The sequence below is a fragment of the Sphingomonas sp. BRN-1R genome (assembly GCF_057748035.1).
In genome coordinates this window covers 4,242,217-4,259,876 of the sequence record NZ_CM173236.1, presented here as the reverse complement: position 1 = coordinate 4,259,876, position 17,660 = coordinate 4,242,217, and the positions used below count along the sequence as shown (strand labels likewise).

Annotated in this window: 13 protein-coding genes; 12 read left to right on the top strand and 1 reads right to left on the bottom strand. The window is 68.8% G+C overall.

Features of this window, described 5'->3' with window-relative positions:
- Window positions 1-38 precede the first annotated feature (38 nt).
- Window positions 39-2,609: a DNA mismatch repair protein MutS gene (mutS, locus tag AC3ANX_RS19915; RefSeq protein WP_488337016.1), complete on the top strand. Its 2,571-nt coding sequence runs from the start codon at window positions 39-41 to the stop codon at window positions 2,607-2,609.
- Window positions 2,610-2,772: 163 nt separating this feature from the next.
- Here the strand turns inward: mutS and AC3ANX_RS19910 are convergent, their stop codons facing one another.
- Window positions 2,773-3,159 carry a winged helix-turn-helix transcriptional regulator gene (locus AC3ANX_RS19910; RefSeq protein WP_488334944.1) on the bottom strand — a complete coding sequence of 129 codons (387 nt, stop codon included), beginning with the start codon at window positions 3,157-3,159 and terminating at the stop codon, window positions 2,773-2,775.
- A 90-nt stretch (window positions 3,160-3,249) separates the two neighbouring features.
- Here AC3ANX_RS19910 and AC3ANX_RS19905 point away from each other — a divergent pair, with 90 nt between their 5' ends.
- The 11 genes from AC3ANX_RS19905 (at window position 3,250) to AC3ANX_RS19855 (ending at window position 17,601) form a co-directional block, all read left to right on the top strand.
- Window positions 3,250-4,314, top strand: a complete 1,065-nt coding sequence (locus AC3ANX_RS19905; RefSeq protein ID WP_488334943.1) for an SDR family oxidoreductase — start codon at window positions 3,250-3,252, stop codon at window positions 4,312-4,314.
- Between the two features lie 39 nt (window positions 4,315-4,353).
- Window positions 4,354-7,104 carry a [protein-PII] uridylyltransferase gene (locus AC3ANX_RS19900; RefSeq protein WP_488334942.1) on the top strand — a complete coding sequence of 917 codons (2,751 nt, stop codon included), beginning with the start codon at window positions 4,354-4,356 and terminating at the stop codon, window positions 7,102-7,104.
- 82 nt (window positions 7,105-7,186) lie between these two features.
- The gene (locus AC3ANX_RS19895) at window positions 7,187-8,083 is read left to right on the top strand and encodes a LysR family transcriptional regulator (RefSeq protein WP_488334941.1); all 897 of its coding nucleotides are present in this window, start codon (window positions 7,187-7,189) and stop codon (window positions 8,081-8,083) included.
- Window positions 8,084-8,160: 77 nt separating this feature from the next.
- The gene (locus AC3ANX_RS19890) at window positions 8,161-9,399 is read left to right on the top strand and encodes an amidohydrolase family protein (protein ID WP_488334940.1); all 1,239 of its coding nucleotides are present in this window, start codon (window positions 8,161-8,163) and stop codon (window positions 9,397-9,399) included.
- Window positions 9,400-9,415: 16 nt separating this feature from the next.
- A complete protein-coding gene (locus tag AC3ANX_RS19885) occupies window positions 9,416-10,909 on the top strand; it encodes a bifunctional 3-(3-hydroxy-phenyl)propionate/3-hydroxycinnamic acid hydroxylase (protein WP_488334939.1) in 1,494 nt (497 codons plus the stop codon).
- A complete protein-coding gene (locus AC3ANX_RS19880) occupies window positions 10,906-11,331 on the top strand; it encodes a GlcG/HbpS family heme-binding protein (protein ID WP_488334938.1) in 426 nt (141 codons plus the stop codon). The genes AC3ANX_RS19885 and AC3ANX_RS19880 overlap by 4 nt, the downstream gene beginning before the upstream one ends.
- On the top strand, window positions 11,328-12,236 hold the full coding sequence (locus tag AC3ANX_RS19875) for a VOC family protein (RefSeq protein WP_488334937.1): 909 nt from the start codon (window positions 11,328-11,330) through the stop codon (window positions 12,234-12,236). Before AC3ANX_RS19880 ends, AC3ANX_RS19875 begins: the two co-directional genes overlap by 4 nt.
- Window positions 12,236-13,063: a fumarylacetoacetate hydrolase family protein gene (locus AC3ANX_RS19870; RefSeq protein WP_488334936.1), complete on the top strand. Its 828-nt coding sequence runs from the start codon at window positions 12,236-12,238 to the stop codon at window positions 13,061-13,063. Before AC3ANX_RS19875 ends, AC3ANX_RS19870 begins: the two co-directional genes overlap by 1 nt.
- 26 nt (window positions 13,064-13,089) lie before the next feature.
- Window positions 13,090-15,393: a TonB-dependent receptor gene (locus AC3ANX_RS19865; RefSeq protein ID WP_488334935.1), complete on the top strand. Its 2,304-nt coding sequence runs from the start codon at window positions 13,090-13,092 to the stop codon at window positions 15,391-15,393.
- Window positions 15,394-15,404: 11 nt separating this feature from the next.
- Complete coding sequence (locus AC3ANX_RS19860; RefSeq protein WP_488334934.1) at window positions 15,405-16,262, top strand: alpha/beta hydrolase; 858 nt, start codon at window positions 15,405-15,407, stop codon at window positions 16,260-16,262.
- 16 nt (window positions 16,263-16,278) lie between these two features.
- Window positions 16,279-17,601, top strand: coding sequence for a family 1 glycosylhydrolase (locus tag AC3ANX_RS19855; protein ID WP_488337015.1), 1,323 nt, complete (start codon window positions 16,279-16,281; stop codon window positions 17,599-17,601).
- Window positions 17,602-17,660 lie beyond the last annotated feature (59 nt).

The window sequence follows — 17,660 nt, the reverse complement described above, 5'->3', positions numbered from 1 at the left end:
GTAACGAACGCCGCGTGACCGATACCGCCCCCACGCCGATGATGGCGCAATATCTCGCCCTCAAGGCCGAGGCGCAGGATTGCCTGCTGTTCTACCGGATGGGCGATTTCTTCGAGATGTTCTTCGAAGACGCCAAAATCGCCGCCGCCTGCCTCGACATTGCGCTTACCGCGCGCGGCGAGCATGGCGGCGTGGCGATCCCGATGTGCGGCGTGCCGGTGCATTCGGCGGAGGGCTATCTCGCCCGGCTCATCAAGGCCGGGCACCGCGTCGCCATCGCCGAACAGACCGAGACACCCGCGGAGGCCAAGAAGCGCGGCGGTTCCAAGGCTTTGGTCGCGCGTGGCATCATCCGCGTGGTGACGGCGGGGACGCTGACCGAGGAGGCGTTGCTGGACGCGCGCGCCGCCAACTGGTGCGTCGCGATCGGGGAGGCGGGCGGCGGCGTCGCGCTGGCCGCCGCCGACATTTCAACCGGGCGGTTCGAGCTGATCGAGACGAGCGCCGCCAACCTCGCCACCGAACTCGCCCGGCTGGGTCCCGCCGAGACGATCGCCGCCGAGGACAGCGCCTTTGCCGAGGCGGCGACGTCACTGCGCCCGAAGCCCGGTTTCGACAGCGCGCGCGGCGAGGCGCGCTTACGCGAATTGTACGGCGTGGCGACGCTCGACGGGTTCGGCCAGTTCGGACGCGCTGCGCTGGCGGCGGCGGGCGGACTGGTCGCCTATCTCGACCACAACGGCAAAGGCGCGCTGCCCTTCCTGCGCCCGCCGGTGCTGCGCCAGAGCACGCAGGCGATGGCGATCGACGCGGCGACGCGCGAGAGCCTCGAACTCACCGCCACCACCTCGGGGCAGCGCAAGGGCAGTCTGCTCGACGCGGTCGATCGCACCGTGACCGGCGCGGGCGCCCGCACGCTCGCCGCCGATCTCGGCGCGCCGCTGGTCGACAAGGCGGAGATCGAGGCGCGGCTCGATCTCGTGCAACTGCTCTGCGAGGATGGGGGCTTGCGCGAGTCGTTGCGCGCGACGCTGCGCGCGCTGCCCGATATCGGCCGCGCGCTCGGGCGGATCGCGGCGGGGCGGGGGAGCCCGCGCGATCTCGGCCAGCTTCGCGACGGGCTCGACGGCGCGTGGCGGCTCGGCGAGAAGCTCGGGCAGATCGAGCGCCCGCCGACGCTGCTGGCGGACATCGCGCGGCGCCTGCGCGGGCACGGCGCGCTGATCGAGCTGTTCACCCGCGCGCTGGTCGCAGCCCCGCCGATCGACGCATCGGACGGCGGCTATATCGCGCCGGGCTACGACGCCGCGCTCGATGATCTGCGCGATGCGGGCGCGGGCGGCAGGCGGGCGATCGCCGCGCTGGAGGCGGAGTATCGCACCCGCACCGGCATCAACGCGCTCAAGATCAAACATAACGGCGTGCTCGGCTATCATATCGAGGTCGCCGCGCGCGTCGCCGATGCGCTGATGACGCCCGACAGCGGCTTCACCCACCGCCAGACGCTCGCCGGAGTGGTGCGCTTCAACGCGCCCGAACTGCACGAGGTCGCGGTGAAAGTGTCGCAGGCTGGTGCGCATGCGCTGGCGGCGGAGGCGTCGCATCTCGAAGACCTCACCCACCACGCGCTGGCCAAGCGGGAGGCGATCGCCGCCACCGCCGATGCGCTCGCCCGGCTCGATGCGTCCGCCGGGCTGGCGGAGCGCGCGTGCGAGGGCGGCTGGGTGCGGCCCGCGCTGGTCGATCACGCCTGTTTCGACATCGAGGGCGGACGGCATCCCGTGGTCGAGGATGCGCTCGCCAAGCGCGGCGAGCGCTTTGTCGCCAACGACTGCCGTTTGTCGGAAGACTCGCGGCTGTGGCTCGTGACGGGGCCGAACATGGGCGGCAAATCGACCTTCCTGCGCCAGAACGCGCTGATCGCGGTGCTCGCGCAGGCCGGCAGCTACGTGCCCGCCACCTCGGCGACGTTGGGGCTGGTCGACCGGTTGTTCAGCCGGGTCGGCGCCTCGGACAATCTCGCGCGCGGGCGCTCGACCTTCATGGTCGAGATGGTCGAGACCGCCGCGATCCTCGCGCAGGCGACCCCGCGCAGCTTCGTCATTCTCGACGAGGTCGGGCGCGGCACCTCGACCTATGACGGGCTGGCGATCGCCTGGGCAGTGGTGGAGGCGATCCACGAGGACAATCGCTGCCGCTGCCTGTTCGCCACGCATTATCACGAGCTGACCCGGCTGGCGGAGCGCTGCGACGCGCTGTCGCTCCACCACGTCCGCGCGCGCGAGTGGAAGGGCGATCTCGTCCTGCTGCATGAGGTGAGCGAGGGGCCGGCCGACCGCAGCTACGGGCTGGCGGTGGCGCGGCTCGCCGGGCTCTCGCCCGCCACGCTGGCACGGGCGAAGGCAGTGCTTGCCAAGCTGGAGGCGGGGAAAGCCCGCACCGGTGGCATCGCGGCCGGGCTCGACGACCTGCCGCTGTTCGCCGCGGTGCGCGAGGAGGAAACGCCACCCACCGATGCGTTGCGCGATGCGCTTGCCGGCATCGACGCCGATGCGCTGACGCCGCGCGAGGCCCTGGAGCAGCTCTACCGGTTAAAGGGGCTGCTGTAAGACCCCGGCCCGTTCGTCCCGAGTAGCTGCCGAGTAGCCGCTTTCGGCGTACCAAGAGGTGCAGGCGCCCGCGCGAAACCTGTGCGTCGATACGGGCTCTCGATACGCCTTCGGCTACTCGATCCCTACTCGGCACGAACGGTGGGGGCCGGGCGGGGCCGGGCTACTCCCCCGCCACCGTTCGCCGCGATGTAGGCCTCGCCCCAAGCTGGTCGAGCGCGTCGGCATTGTCGCGGCCCCAGCCGTAGAGCAGCTCGATCGGCTCGACGAAGCGCGTACCCAGCGCGGTCAGCCGGTATTCGACCGCCGGCGGAATCGTCCCCTGCACGTGCCGCGTGACGAGGCCGCTGCCCTCCATCTCGCGTAAGGTCTGCGTCAGCATCTTCTTGGAGATGCCGGGGATGCTCCGGTGCAGCACGCCGGTGCGCGCCGCCCCGTCGAGCCGCGCATGCAGGACGTGGAGGATCATGCTCGTCCACTTGGTCGCGAACAGGTCGAGCACGCGGCGCGGCGCGCAATCCTCGCGCCAGTCGGTATCGTCGCTGGGCACCTTATGGTTCCTATGTCCCCAAAAGGTGCCGTCTAGAACCGGGCGCGCCGCGTGCCTAGCTGGAGTGTGACACGGTACGGAGATTTCGGGATGGCCAATTCGGCACTGGTAGTGGGCGCAAGCGGCATCGTCGGCGGTGCGACGGCGGCGCTGCTCGGCAAGAGCGGCTGGCAGGTCCACGGCCTCGCGCGTCGCCCCGGCGATCAGCCCGGCGTCACGCCGGTCGTCGCCGATCTCCAGGATGCCGAGGCGACCGCGCGTGCGCTTGCCGGGATTGAAGTCGATGCGGTGTTCATCACCACCTGGCTGCGACAGGACAGCGAGGCCGAGAACATCCGCGTCAATTCGGCGATGGTGCGCAACCTGCTCGATGGCCTGCGCGGCTCGCGCCGCACCCCGCGCCACGTCGCTTTGGTGACGGGGCTCAAACACTATCTCGGGCCGTTCGAGGCGTACGGCAAAGGCACGCTGCCGCAGACACCGTTCCGCGAGGAACAGGGTCGGCTCGACGTCGACAATTTCTATTACGCGCAGGAGGACGAGCTGTTCGCCGCCGCCGCACGCGACGGCTTCACCTGGAGCGTGCACCGCCCGCACACCGTGATCGGCAAGGCGGTCGGCAATGCGATGAACATGGGTACGACGCTCGCGGTCTATGCGACGCTGTGCCGCGAGACCGGGCGGCCGTTCCGCTTTCCGGGTTCGCCCGCACAGTGGAACGGGCTGACCGACATGACCGACGCGCGCCTGCTCGCGCGGCATCTGCTGTGGGCGAGCGAGACGCCGGCGGCGGCGAACGAGGCGTTCAACGTCGTCAACGGTGACGTCTTCCGTTGGAGCTGGATGTGGGGCCATATCGCCGCATGGTTCGGGCTCGAACCCGCGCCGTTCGATGGCACCGTACAGCCGCTCGAAACCCAGATGGCGGACGATGCCGATCTGTGGCGCACTATCGCGGCGCGCGAGGGACTGGCCGAGCCCGATCTCTCCCGCCTCGCCTCGCCGTGGCACACCGATGCCGATCTCGGCCGGCCGATCGAGGTCGTCACCGACATGTCGAAAAGCCGCCGGCTCGGCTTCACCGAGTATCAGCCGACCGACGACGCCTTCACCGATCTGTTCGCTGAGCTCCGCAGCCAGCGGCTGATTCCGTAAGCGGATGACGGCAGGGCGAAGCGCGACTATCTCTGCGTCATGCCCAGCCGTTTTGATTCCCTACCCCAGCGTCGCGCGATCATCGATCGCCGCGCGCTCGCCGATGCGCTCGCGGTGGTGGAGGCGAAGGATACGGTCGCGCTCCGCATGGCGGCCACCGCGCTCCTCAAGGCCGCGCTCGACGCCGGCCGTGAGGAGATCGCGCGGCGGCTGATCGAACATCCCTCGCGCGGGCTGGAGATCGCCGCCGCGCAGGCGTTCCTGGTCGATCAGCTCATCCGCCTGCTGTACGATTTCACCGTGCAGCGGCTGTATCCGGTCCACAACCCGACCGCTGCCGAGCGGCTGACCATCATCGCGGTCGGCGGGTACGGTCGCGGCGAGATGGCGCCCTATTCGGATGTCGATATCGGCTTCCTCACCCCCTGGAAGCAGACGAGCTGGGCCGAGCAGGTTATCGAATCCATGCTCTACGCGCTATGGGATCTCGGCCTCAAGGTCGGCCATTCGAGCCGTTCGCTCGACGAGATGGTGCGACAGGCCAAGAGCGACGTCACGATCCGCACCGCATTGCTCGAAGCGCGCTACGTGTGGGGCGACCAGCCGCTGTATGACGAGGCGGCGCGCCGCTTCAAGGCCGAGGTGCAGGCCGATACGGTGCGCACCTTCATCACCGAGAAGCTCGCCGAGCGCGACACTCGCCACAAGCGCATGGGCGACACGCGCTACGTGGTCGAGCCCAACGTCAAGGAGGCCAAGGGGGGGCTGCGCGATCTCCACACGTTGTTCTGGATCGGCAAATACGCCTACAACGTGTCCGAGCCGGGCGAGCTGGTCGAGGCCGGGCTGCTCAGCCGCGCCGAATATCGCCAGTTCAACCGCGCCGAGAATTTCCTGTGGGCGGTGCGTTGCCATCTCCACAGCATCGCCCGCCGCGCCGAGGACCGGCTGACCTTCGATCTTCAGGCCGAGATCGCGCGGCGGATGCGTTTCGCCGACCGGACCGGCAAGTCCAAGGTCGAGCGCTTCATGCAATATTACTTCCTCCAGGCGAAGCGCGTGGGCGACCTTACCGGAGTGTTCCTCGCGCATCTCGACGAGAAGTTCGCGGCGCGCGGGCGGCGCTTCGGGCTGCCGATGCTGGGGCGCAAGGCGCCGCGTAAACTGCACGGCTTCCGGATCGATCGCGGTCGCCTCGCCATCCCCGAGGACGATTTCTTTCGCGCCGATCCGGTGCGGCTGATCGAGCTGTTCGCGCTTGCCGACCAGCACGGCCTCGAAATCCATCCACTGACGATGCGCGCCGCCGCGCGCGACGCCAAGCTCGCCGACGATATCCGGCAGGAGCCGCGCGCCAACGCGCTGTTCCTCGACGTGCTGACCTCCCCGCGCGACCCCGAGACGGTGCTGCGCTGGATGAACGAGGCGGGTGTGTTCGGCCGCTTCATTCCCGATTTCGGTCGCGTCGTCGCGCAGATGCAGTTCGACATGTACCACCATTATACGGTGGACGAACACACCATCCGGGCGATCGGGCTGCTCGCCAAAATCGAAAACAAGGGCCTCGACGAGGATCATCCGCTCGCCAGCGCGGTGTTCGGACAGATCGTGTCGCGGCGCGCGCTGTACGTCGCGGTGCTGCTCCACGACATCGCCAAGGGGCGCGGCGGCGACCATTCGGTGCTGGGTGCGGAGGTCGCGCACCGGCTGTGCCCACGCTTCGGCCTCACCGAGGCGGAGACCGAGACGGTGGCGTGGCTGGTGCGCCAGCATCTGCTGATGAGCGCCACCGCGTTCAAGCGCGACCTGTCCGACTTCAAGACGATCCTCGATTTCGCCGAGGTGGTGCAAAGCCCCGAGCGGTTGCGGCTGCTGCTGCTGCTGACGGTGGTGGATATTCGCGCGGTCGGCCCCGGTGTGTGGAACAGCTGGAAGCGGCAGCTGCTCACCGATCTCTACGAGGCGGCGGAGGAGGTGCTCCGGCTCGGGCACAAGCAGAAGGGCCGCGAGGAGCGGATCGCCGCCAAGCAGGCCGCCTTGCGTGCCGCACTCGGCTGGGACGATGCGCGCTTCGCGGCTTTGCTCAGGCGCATGCCCGATCCCTATTGGGTCGCCGAGCCCGAGGAGGTGCTGGCGCAGAACGCGCAATTGGTCGACCGCGCCGGCGCCGCGCAGCTTTCGATCGACACCCGCCCCGATCCCGCGCGCGGTGCGACGCTCGTCACCGTCTATGCCGCCGACCACCCCGGCCTGTTCTATCGCATCGCCGGCGCGATCAGCCTGGCAGGCGGAAACATCATCGACGCGCGCATCCACACCACGCGCGACGGCATGGCGCTCGACAATTTCGTCGTGCAGGATCCGATGGGCGGCCCGTTCGAGGATGAGATGCAGCTTCGGCGCTTGCGCAGCGGTATCGAGGATGCGCTCGCCGCGCGCGGGCGGCTGGTCGACAAGCTGCTGGCCAAGCCGCTGCCGCGTCCGCGCGCCTCGGCCTTTCCGATCGCGCCCAACGTGCTGATCGAAAACAAGGCGTCCAACCGCTTCACCGTGATCGAGGTGAACGCGCGCGACCGGCCGGCGCTGCTCCACCAGCTTGCCCATGCGCTGTTCGATTCGAAGGTGACGATCCACTCCGCGCATGTCGCGACCTATGGCGAGCGCGCAGTCGACACCTTTTATCTGACCGATCTGACCGGGGACAAGATCGCCAACACCACGCGGCTGCGCGGGATCGAGCGGCGGCTGCTCACCGCCGCGCAGGGCGAGACGCTGCGGACTGCGGCCTGAGCGCGGTTCGGGTGACGGGGTTGACAGCGTCGCCCACCGGCGCGCTTTGCTCGGTCATCATTCCGCATCAGGAACGCTCCCGATGATCGACCCGCGTGCGCTGAAGGTGTTTCTCGCGGTATGCCGCGCCAATTCGATCAGCGGCGGCGCGCGGCTGCTCAACATCTCGCAGCCCTCGGTGTCGAACACGATCTCCAATCTGGAGGCCGTGATCGGATCGAGCCTGTTCGAGCGGTCGCGCGCCGGCATCGTGCTCACGCCCGAGGGCGAAGTGCTATTGCGCCGTGCCGAGGCGATCGACGGGCTGCTGCGCGATGCCGAGGAGGAGATCCGGCTGATCCGCGACGACATGATCGGCCCGTTGCGCGTCGGCGGAACGCCCGGCGCGCTGGTCAGCCTGCTGCCCGATGCGGTGCGGCGGCTGGAGGGGCGGGTCGGACGGTTCAGCCTGCATGTCATCGAGCGCTCCGACGCCGAACTGATCGAGATGCTGCGCCGGGGCGAGATCGAACTCGCCTTCGTCACCACCGGCATCGAGGAGCCGGCGGAGGGCATCGAGGAGATCACGCTCTCGCAGGATCCGTTCGCGCTGGTGGTCGGCCCGCGCAACGACCATCTTCCCTCCGAAGTGTCGCTGGAGAGCGTCGCCGCCAAGCAGTGGGTGCTGCCCGAGGCGCGCGGCGCGTTCCGCCGCCAGATCGACGCGCTGTTCCTAGGGGCGGACGTGCCGGTGCCGCGCGACGCGATCCGCTGCGACTCGCTGCTCGCCACCAAGGCGATCGTGCGCGGCGGCGCGCGCATGACGATCCTGCCGATGAAGGTGATCTCGGCCGAACTGTCGATCGGCGTGCTGCGCGCGATCACCATCCGCGAGGCGGTATTCCCGCGCAACGTCGGCGTCAGGCGGCTGGTGGGCGGACGAACATCGCGGCTGGCGCAGGAGTTGCTCGCGGTGCTGAACCATAGGGTGAACCTATGACAGCATCGGAAAACATTATTTTTCTTATGGAGCGGCTTGCCGCATAGTCCTGAGCATAAGAGTTCGGGAGAGCAGCCGTGACGCGGCAGTATATTCACAACGTCCGTATTTTTGATGGCACCGGCGCACCGTCCGCACCCGGCGCAGTGCTGATCGAGGGCGAGCGGATCGCCGCCATCCTCCCCGCCGACGCGCCGATGCCCGATGCCGATGTGGTGATCGACGGCCACGGCGGCACGCTGATGCCCGGCATGGTCGATGCGCACACGCATCTCACCTGGGGTTCGTCGGTGGAGAAGATCTACCACCAGTTCATCCTGCCGCCCGAGGAGTTGAAGGTCGCCGCGTGGCGCAACGCGCGCGTGCTGCTCGATCACGGCTTCACCAGCCTATATTCGGCGGGCGCGCTCGGCGACGGGATCGAGCCCGAGCTGGCGCGCGCGATCCAGGCGGGCGATACGCCGGGGCCGCGCCTGATCCCCTCCACGCTGGAACGCAGCCCCGAAGGCGAGGACGGCGTCGAAACCGGCGACGTGTTCAACGGTCGCGGCTCGGACGCGATGCGCGCCTTTGTCGACTATTGCGCGGCGGAGGGCGTCAAGTCGCTCAAGCTGATCGTGTCCGGCGAAGACGCGCTCAAGCCGGGTTCGGCACAGCAGGTTCTCTATACCGAGGAGGAGATGCAGGCGGCGGGCGAAGCGGCGCGTGAGAAGGGCCTCTACATCGCCACCCACACCTACACCACGCCCGCCATTCGCATGGCGATCGCGGCGGGTGCGCGCATCCTCTACCATTGCTCGTTCGCGGACGAGGCTGGCATCGCGCTGATGGCGGCGCACAAGGACAGCATCTTCTACGCGCCCGGCCCCGGCGTCTCGGTCGCAGCGATCGAGGCGACCCCGCCGCCGCACATCGACATGAGCCACATGAAGGCGAGCGGCGTGCAGCGGCTCGATCTGGAACGCGTGCTCGTGCCCGAACTCAAGCGGCGCGGCGTGCGCGTGCTGCCCGGCGGCGACTATGGCTTCCCGTTCAACCCGCACGGCCGCAACGCGCGCGACCTCCAGCATTTCGTCGACTATTTCGGCTACACCCCCGCCGAGGCGCTGAGCGCGGCGACGATGCTCGGCGGGCAGTTGATGGGGCAGGGCGAAGAACTCGGGCTGGTACGCGAGGGCTATCTTGCCGACCTGCTGCTGATCGACGGCGATCCGACCGAGAACGTCGCGATCCTGCAGGATGCCAGCCGCATCGTGATGATCATGCAGGCCGGGCGGATGCACAAGTCGCCCGTCGCCCACGCCGTCGCCGCCTAGTCCGGAAAGTCCGTCCATGTTCGATGTCGCGATCATCGGCTGCGGGCCGGTGGGGGCCTTTGCGGCCAATCTCCTGGGCCAGACCGGCCGCTCGGTCGTGGTGATCGAGCGCGAGGCGCAGCCCTATCCGCTGCCGCGCGCGGTCCATCTCGATCACGAGATGATGCGGCTGTTCCAGTCTGCGCGCGTGATCGACCGGCTCGCCGACGATATGCGCGATACCGAGGGGCACCTCCATATCGGCGCGGATCATGGCGTGATCCGCTATATGGGCACGGTCGGCCGGCCGCGCCCGTATAGCTGGTCGAACGACTATTTCTTCTACCAGCCCGAACTGGAGGATCATCTCCGCCGCGCGCTAGACGCCCTGCCGAATGTCGTGCTGCGCTTCGGCGCGGGGTTCGAGCGGCTGGAGCAGGGTGGCGCAGGCGTTACGCTGCACCTGTCCGACGGCGATCCGGTGCAGGCGCGCTACGTGATCGCCTGCGACGGCGCACGCAGCGTGGTGCGCAAAGCGCTCGGCATCCGGCTCGACGATCTCGGCTTCGAGGAACCGTGGCTGGTGGTCGATGCCGAGGTCGACGGCGCGGTGCGCTTTCCCGATCTGCACGGCGTGCCGCAGGCGGCGGATTTGCAGAAGCTTTCGGTGATGATGTGCGACCCCAAGCGCCCGGCGACGATCGTGCCGGGGCGCGGCAACCATCGCCGCTGGGAGTTCATGCTGCTGCCGGGCGAGGACGATCAGGCGATGATGCGGCCGGAGGCGGTGGCGGCGCTGGTCGCCCCCTATCTCGACGGCGTGCCGCACCGCATCGTGCGCGCGGCGACCTATCGCTTCCACGGGCTGATCGCCGAGCAATGGCGTGACCGCCGCGTGTTCCTCGCCGGCGACGCCGCGCACCAGACGCCGCCGTTCTTCGGGCAGGGCATGTGCCACGGCCTGCGCGACGTCGCCAATCTCGCCTGGAAGCTGGAGATGGTGCTGGCCGGGTCCGCGCCCGACGCGCTGCTCGACAGCTATCAGGCCGAGCGCGATCCGCATGTCCGCGCGGTGATCTCCGCCGCCGTCGCGGCCGGTCGCTACATCTGCATGCTCGATCCGGACGCCGCCGCCGAGCGCGACGCGCGGATGCGCGCGATCGTGCAGCAGGGCACCGCCGCCGATCTGATCGCGCCGATCGCCACCGGCATCGTCGCGGTCGACACGCCGGGCGCGGGCGAGCGCTTCATCCAGCCGCGTGTCGCCGGCCGGTTGCTCGATGACGTCACCGGCGGCGGCTGGCGGCTGTTCACGCGCACGCCGGTCCAAGCTCCGGACGTCGCGGTGGTCCGGCTCGACACGCTGGACGACGACGGCGCGATCGCAGCGTGGCTCGACGCGCGCGGCGTGGACGCGGTGCTGGTGCGGCCCGATCATTATGTGTTCGGCACCGGCGCGCCTGACGATCTGCTCGCCCGGCGCGACGCGTTGATCGCCGGCGTTCCCGCCCGCGAGGAGGCTGCGGCATGACGCTCGATCAGGCCCGTTCGATCATCGAGGGCGCGCTCGCCCATGCCCGCGCCGCCGGGGCGCAGCCGCTTGCGGTGATGGTGCTCGACGCGGGCGCACACCCAGTCGCCTTCGCGCGCGAAGACGGCGCGAGCCTGTTCCGCTTCGACATCGCGCGCGCCAAGGCAGCCGGGGCGCTCGGCATGGGCGTGGACACGCGCGAGATCGCCAGGCGCGCCGCGGGCAACCCGATGTTCTTCCAAAGCGTCGCGGCGGCGGTCGACGGGCGCATCGCGTTTTCGCCCGGCGGCGTGCTGATGCGCGACGCGGCGGGCACGCTGATCGGCGCGGTCGGCATCAGCGGCGACACCGGCGATTGCGACGAGGCGTGCGCGCATGCCGGCATCGCCGCCGCCGGACTTTTCCACGGAGCGACATCATGAAGTTACGCAGCATCGAACTGGCGCTGCCGCACGCGGCGGAGGCGGCGGCGTTCCTCACCGACATCTGGGGCATGGCGCCCGCCGAGGTGCGCGGGCAAACCCATTATCTGCGCGGATCGGGCCGTTTCCCGTACCTCGTCGCGCTGGAGGAAGCGGCCGAGCCCTACGTCCGCTCGACCACCTTCACCTGCACGGCCGAACGGCTCGAACAGCTCAAGCGCAGCGTGGGCGCGGCCGGCCTCCCCGCCGCGCCGGTCGTCTCGAACGATCCGGGCGGCGGGCATGGCATCGTCGTCGAACTGGCCGAGGGCGAATTGCTGCGCTTCCTCGTCGATGCCGCAGAGGTCGCGCCGATCGAAGGCCACGACCTGCCGGTCAAGCTCACCCACGTCGTGTTCAACGCGACCGATGCCGAGGCGACCGGCACCCTGGTCGAGCAGGCGCTGGGTTTCCGCGTGTCGGACCGGACCAAGGGCATGGTGTTCGTGCGCTGCAACGAATCGCACCACTCCACCGCCTTCGCGCGCGCCGGCATCTCCTCGCTCAACCACATCGCCTTCGAGATGGCCGATCTCGATGCGGTGATGCGCGGCATCGGCCGGTTGCGCGATCAGGATATGGCCCCCGCCTGGGGGCCGGGCCGTCACGGCCCCGGTGCCAACGTGTTCGCCTATTTCATCGCGCCGTTCGGCCCCGTCATCGAATTCTCCACCGCGGTCGAGAAGGTGCCCGAGGACTATCGGGCCGGCTCCCCCGAGGACTGGACCTGGCCCGAGAAGCGCATCGACCAATGGGGCATGTCCGACAAGGACAATGCCGGCTTGCGCGCCGCCGAAGAGAAATTCCGCCACCGCCGCGACTGGCAGGCCCAGCCGCTCGACACGACCCAAGAGGAACCCGCCTGATGCGCTACGTCAGCTTCCGCCGCCCCGACGGCACCCCCAGCTTCGGCCGGATCGAGGGCGAGACCATCGTCCAGCTCGCGACCCGCGATACCCCCAGCCTCAAGGCCGCGCTCGCCGCCGACGGCCTCGCCGGGCTGGCCGATGGCGAGACCTACGCGCGCGCCGACGTGGTGCTGCTGCCGGTGATCCCCGATCCCGCCAAGATCCTGTGCGTCGGCCTCAACTATGCCGAGCATGTCAAGGAAACCGGCCGCGAGCAGAAGGCGCACCCGGCGATCTTCGTGCGCTATGCCGACAGCCTGGTCGCCGATGGCCAGCCGATGGTGAAGCCCGCCGTCACCGAACGGTTCGACTATGAGGGCGAACTCGCCGTCATCATCGGCACGCCCGCGCACAAGGTCACGCGTGACGAGGCGATGCGCCACGTCGCCGGCTACGCCGCGTTCAACGACGGCTCGGCGCGCGACTGGCAGCGCCACAACATCCAGTTCACGCCGGGCAAGACCTTTCCCGGCACCGGCGGCTTCGGCCCCGCGCTGGTGACGCCCGACGAGATCGACCTCGCGGGCCTGCGCGTCACCACCCGGCTCAACGGCGCGGTCGTGCAGGACCAGCCGGTCAGCGACATGATCTGGGATATCCCGACCGTGATCGAATATATCAGCGCCTTCACCCCGCTCAGCCCCGGCGACATCATCGCCACCGGCACGCCGGGCGGAGTGGGCGATAAGCGAAGCCCCCCGCTGTACATGAAGGCGGGCGACAGGGTCGAGGTCGACATCGGCACCGTCGGAACGCTCACCAACCGCATCATCGACGAACAATAACAAAACAGATTCGAGGAGAGGACAACATGAACACCATCACCCGCACCGCCGCCGTGCTGGCGAGTGTCAGCGCACTCGCCATCGCCGCGCCCGCCTTTGCGCAAACGGCGGACGCTGCCGCCGGTCAGACCGCTCCGACGCCCGCCGCCACGCAGGGCACGCCCGACGAGCCGGCGATGAACGACATCATCGTCACCGCGCAGCGCCGTGCCGAGCGTGTGACGGAGGTGCCGATCTCGATCACCGTTGCCAGCCAGGCGCAGCTCGAGCGGCAGCAGGTCAACACCGTCAACGATCTCGCCCGCATCGCGCCCAGCCTCGAGGTGCAGCAGGCGCCGGGGCAGAACACCGGCGGCGGCGGCGCGATCCGCGGCATCGGCACGCAGACCTTTTCGCCCGGCGCGGTCGCCTCGGTCGGCATCGTCGTCGATCAGGTGAGCCAGGGCAACGCCAACATCTCCGACCTGTTCGATGTGGCGCGGATCGAAGTGCTCAAAGGCCCGCAGGGGACGTTGTTCGGCCTCACCACCTCGGCGGGCGTCATCAACATCACCACCAACGCGCCCGATTTCACCGGCTTCTCCGCACGCGTACGCACCGAACTGTCCGGTGCGGGCGTGGCGGGCTCGAAATACGGCAACCAGGTCGTGCAGGGTCTGGTCAACGTGCCGCTTGCTTCGAACGCGGCGATCCGCATTTCGGGCGTCACCAACCTGCGTCAGGGCGTCGATCGCAACGCGCTGACCGGCGATTACAACGACACCGATCGCTGGGGCCTGCGCGGCCGTCTGCTGTGGGAGCCGACCGACCGCATCACTGTCAACCTGATCGGCGATTACAGCAAGTCGCGGGTCGATAACGGCGGCGACTTCTTCACCTTCGTCAAGGCGGGCGGCCCGGGCACGTTCCTTGGCGGCGCGGGCACCGACCCGGTCGGCATCACCGCGCGGCTCGCCTCGTGCGGCGTCACCGCGGAGGAAGGCAACCGCAGCTATTGTTCGAACCGCACCTTCCACGAACATTTCGAAAATTACGGCGGCTCGCTCCAGCTCGATTACAAGGCCGATCCGTTCACGCTCACCTCGATCACCGCCTATCGCAAATCGAACGAGGTCGGCTTCGGTGCCGCGTCCGACGTGTTCCGCGCCGCGCCGCTGGAGCTTCAGGTGGCGAACGGCGCGGTCAACCGCCGCTTCAGCCAGTTCACGCAGGAATTCCGCGTCAGCTCGCCTGCCAAGCAGTTCTTCGAATATACCGCCGGCGTCTTCTATTCCTACGGCAAGCAGTTGCGCGATCCCGAGACGACCAACGTGACACTGTCGCCGTTCCCCGGGCTCACCATCCCGATCGTCAGCACCTCGACCGCCGCCTATGACATTCGCGACGAGTCCGCGGCGGTGTTCGGACAGGGCACGTTCAACCTGACGCCGCAGCTCCGGCTGATCGCGGGCGGTCGCTATACCGAGGATACGCTGTCGCTGAACGCGGCGGCGAACGGCGCGGTGGCGGCGACGCGCACCAGCCTGAACGTGCAGAAGGTGTCGTACCGGCTCGGCGCGCAATATGATCTCGACGCCCGCACGATGGCGTATGCGACCTACTCGCGCGGCTTCAAGGGCGGGCAGATCGCCACCCCGGCGGCGCCCGCGACGCCCTATGTCGTGCTGCCCGAAATCCCGACCTCCTACGAAGTCGGACTGAAATCGACGCTGTTCGGCGGCTGGGTCGCCGATCTCAGCCTGTTCTACACCAAGATCCAGAACTTCCAGGCGCAGCAGTGCACGGTGGACAGGAACTCCATCATCTCGTGCGATCAGACTAACGTCAACGGCGTGAAATCGCGCGGTGCGGAGATCAACTTCTTCGGCAACATCTCGCCGAACCTGTCGCTCAACACCGGCTTCATCTGGGCCAAGGCGACGTACCCGAAGGGCTTCGTCGGCACCGACGGCACCAACATCGGCGGCACCCAGCTTGCCTATGCGCCCGAGTACAAGTTCACGCTGTCGGGCGAATACACGCATCAGATCGGCAACAGCTTCAAGGGCTTCCTCGCCGCCGATACGGTGTGGAAGTCGCGCGTGCGGTACGAGGCGAACTCGCGCACCGACACGACCTTCCGCCCGCACTGGATGGTCGGCGGCCGGATCGGCCTGCGCACCGAAGACGACCGCTATCAGATCGCGATCTTCGGCCGCAATCTGCTCAACGTCCACGAACCGCAGATCATGCAGAGCGATTTTCCGTATAACGGCACGGCCAATGTCGGCGCGATCTACGGCGCGCAGTCGTTCCGGCAGATCGGCCTGAGCCTCGACGCCAAGTTCTGAGAGAGCGGGTGATGGATACGTCCGGCAGCATCGCAGACCTCGGCCGCGCGCTCGGGCCGGACGTGCTCGGCGCGGTGCGCGCGCTGTACGATGGCGAGCAGCAGGCGCTGGCGGCGGCGTGGCCCGCCACCGCCGTCGATGTGGCGTATGGCGATCACCCGCGCCACCGGCTCGATCTCTATGCGCCGGGGGGCGTGAGCGACGCGCCGGTGCTGGTGTTCGTCCATGGTGGCGGCTTCCTCAAGGGCGACAAGGGCGGTGCGGATGTGTGGCCCAACGCCAATGTCGGCCGGATGGCGGCGGCGGCGGGGATGGTCGGCGCCGTCATCAACTACCGACTCGCGCCCGACGAGACATGGCCGGCGGGCGCCGAGGATGTCGCGGCGGCGGTGACGTGGCTACGCGGCAACGTCGCCAAGCATGGCGGCGATCCGGCCCGCATCGTGCTGGTCGGCACCTCGGCGGGTGCGGTGCATGTCGCCGGCTGGCTCCGGCTGGTCGGCGAGGAGGCCGCGCGGCGTGACGTGCGCGGCGCGGTGTTGCTGTCCGGGCTGTACGGCTACACCCCGCTCGATCCGCGCGACGAACTCTATTACGGCGACGCCGCGCTCTACCCAGAGCGCATGCCGCTGGAGGCGGTCGCCACGACCGCGCTGCCGCTGCTCGTCGCCTGCGCCGAATACGACCCGCCGCGTTTCCAGGCGGAGTTCCTCGGGCTGCTCCAGGATCGGCTGGCGCGGCACGGCGCGATGCCGGCGGCGCTGATCCAGACGGGCCACAACCATTATTCGATGACGATGCACCTCGGCACCGCCGACACGCGGCTGGCCGAGGCGATCTGCGCCTTCGTGCACGACACCACACGATAATCACGGGAGAAAGATGATGCTGGATCGCAGGACGTTACTGGCCACCGGCGCCGCCGCCGGCGCAAGCCTGATCGCCGGGCCAGCGTTCGGCGCGGGCAAGCGGGCGACCAGCCCGGCCTTCCCCAAGGGCTTCCTGTGGGGCGCATCGACCGCGCCGCATCAGATCGAGGGCAACAACATCGCCAGCGACCTGTGGTATATCGAGAACCAGCAGCCGACCATCTTCAAGGAACCCTCGGGCGACGCCTGCAACAGTCTCGAACTGTGGGCGACCGATCTCGATCTTGCCAAGGCGATCGGGCTCAACGCCTATCGCTTCGGCATCGAATGGGCGCGGATCGAGCCGGAGAAGGGCCAGTTCTCGCGCGCGATGCTCGACCATTACAAGGCGATCATCGAGGGGTGTCATGCTCGGGGCCTCGCGCCGGTCGTCACCTACAGCCACTTCACCGCGCCGCGCTGGTTCAGCGCGCAAGGCGGGTGGACCAACCCCGAATCGGCCACGCTGTTCGCGCGCTTCTGCGATCGCGCGACACGCGCGTTCGGGCAGGGCATCGCCAGCGCGATCACCTTCAACGAACCCAACATCCTGCTGCTGCTCAAAACGATGCTGCCGCAGCCGGTGTGGGACATTCAGAAGCTGACGGTCGAGACGGCGGCGAAGCGGCTCGGCGTGGCGAAGTTCGTCTGCGCGAACGTCGCCGGGCTGGACGATCTGCCCGCGCTGCAAAAGGGGCTGCTTGCCGCCCATGCCGCGGGCAAGGCGGCGATCAAGGCAGTGCGGCCCGATCTGCCGGTCGGCTTCTCGCTGTCGATGTTCGATGACGAGGCGGTCGGCAGGAATTCGGTGCGCGACCGGATGCGGCACGACCTGTACGGCGCGTGGCTCGACGTCGCCAGGCACGACGATTTCATGGGCGTGCAGAATTACGAGCGGGCGTTGTGGGGCGACAAGGGGCGCTTGCCGCCGCCGGCGGGTTCGGTGGTGAACTGGGCCGGCGTCGAGGTGTGGGCGCCCTCGCTCGGCGGATCGGTGCGGTATGCGCATGCCGCGACCGGAGTGCCGATCCTGGTCTCCGAACACGGCGTCGGCACCAGCGACGATACGATCCGCGCCGCGTTCATCCCGGCGTCGCTCGCCGGGCTGAAAGCAGCGATCGACGACGGCGTGCCGGTGCTCGGCTATTGCCATTGGTCGCTGATCGACAATTTCGAATGGATCTTCGGCTACAAGCCGCAACTCGGCCTGTGCAGCGTCGATCGCACCACCTTCGCCCGCACGCCCAAGCCGAGCGCGGCGATCTATGGTGCGATCGCCCGCCGGAACGCGCTGTCGTGAGTGCGGGCGTGATCCGCGCCCTCGCCACAGTCGCCGCGCTGCTGCTCGCCGCGCCGGCC

Coding starts and splice junctions, on each gene's coding strand:
- mutS (WP_488337016.1), top strand. CDS start 39: ATGATGGCGCAATATCTCGCCCTCAAGGCCGAGGCGCAGGATTGCCTG.
- AC3ANX_RS19905 (WP_488334943.1), top strand. CDS start 3,250: ATGGCCAATTCGGCACTGGTAGTGGGCGCAAGCGGCATCGTCGGCGGT.
- AC3ANX_RS19900 (WP_488334942.1), top strand. CDS start 4,354: ATGCCCAGCCGTTTTGATTCCCTACCCCAGCGTCGCGCGATCATCGAT.
- AC3ANX_RS19895 (WP_488334941.1), top strand. CDS start 7,187: ATGATCGACCCGCGTGCGCTGAAGGTGTTTCTCGCGGTATGCCGCGCC.
- AC3ANX_RS19885 (WP_488334939.1), top strand. CDS start 9,416: ATGTTCGATGTCGCGATCATCGGCTGCGGGCCGGTGGGGGCCTTTGCG.
- AC3ANX_RS19880 (WP_488334938.1), top strand. CDS start 10,906: ATGACGCTCGATCAGGCCCGTTCGATCATCGAGGGCGCGCTCGCCCAT.
- AC3ANX_RS19875 (WP_488334937.1), top strand. CDS start 11,328: ATGAAGTTACGCAGCATCGAACTGGCGCTGCCGCACGCGGCGGAGGCG.
- AC3ANX_RS19870 (WP_488334936.1), top strand. CDS start 12,236: ATGCGCTACGTCAGCTTCCGCCGCCCCGACGGCACCCCCAGCTTCGGC.
- AC3ANX_RS19865 (WP_488334935.1), top strand. CDS start 13,090: ATGAACACCATCACCCGCACCGCCGCCGTGCTGGCGAGTGTCAGCGCA.
- AC3ANX_RS19860 (WP_488334934.1), top strand. CDS start 15,405: ATGGATACGTCCGGCAGCATCGCAGACCTCGGCCGCGCGCTCGGGCCG.
- AC3ANX_RS19855 (WP_488337015.1), top strand. CDS start 16,279: ATGCTGGATCGCAGGACGTTACTGGCCACCGGCGCCGCCGCCGGCGCA.